This is a genomic window from Synechococcus sp. OH2 (genome assembly GCF_047462155.1).
Classification (GTDB): Bacteria; Cyanobacteriota; Cyanobacteriia; order Thermostichales; family Thermostichaceae; genus Thermostichus.
This window is the reverse complement of sequence record NZ_JANSIR010000050.1, coordinates 15,672-16,234: the sequence shown is the minus strand read 5'-3', so window position 1 is coordinate 16,234 and position 563 is coordinate 15,672. Positions and strand designations below refer to the sequence as shown.

1 protein-coding gene is annotated in these 563 nt (G+C 62.0%); it reads left to right on the top strand.

Annotated features, from left to right (window positions below; genetic code table 11):
- Positions 1–418: ABC transporter permease (locus NW835_RS03920; protein ID WP_414414570.1), on the top strand; the 418-nt coding region annotated here is incomplete at its 5' end.
- Between the last annotated feature and the right edge of the window lie 145 nt (positions 419–563).

Sequence of the window (563 nt, the reverse complement as noted above, 5' to 3'; positions counted from 1 at the left end):
GGTGTTGCTGGACGGGGCAGCCAGGATCTTAACCCTGCTGCGGGTGTTGTTGACCGGCACGGCGGCCCTCTCGCTGCTGGTGGGCGGGGTGGGGATCATGAATGTGATGCTGATCTCGGTGTCGGAACGCACCTCTGAGATCGGGCTGCGCAAGGCGATTGGCGCCGATAGCCGGCAAATTTTGCAGCAGTTTGCCACCGAGGCTATTCTCATTGCCGTCAGCGGCGGCGTGGCCGGGATCCTCCTCAGCAGCGGCCTGCTGGTGGCGGTGCAAGTGTTCACCCCCCTGGCCACCCGCGTGGATGCAGTGGCAGTGGCAGTGGCCTTTTCCCTCTCGACAGGGATTGGGCTGGTCTTCGGCATTTTCCCGGCCCGCAAAGCGGCGCAACTGGATCCCATCGAGGCCCTGCGAGCCTGAGATCCCCCATTCGTACATTCGTAGGATAATGGGAGCTTACAGTTGACACTCCCGCGACTAAAGTCGGGGGGTTCTTACGCAGTCCACAGTTGGACTCGTAAAGGCGCTGTCAAGACGCCCCTAGACGGTTCCCAGAGACAAAGCC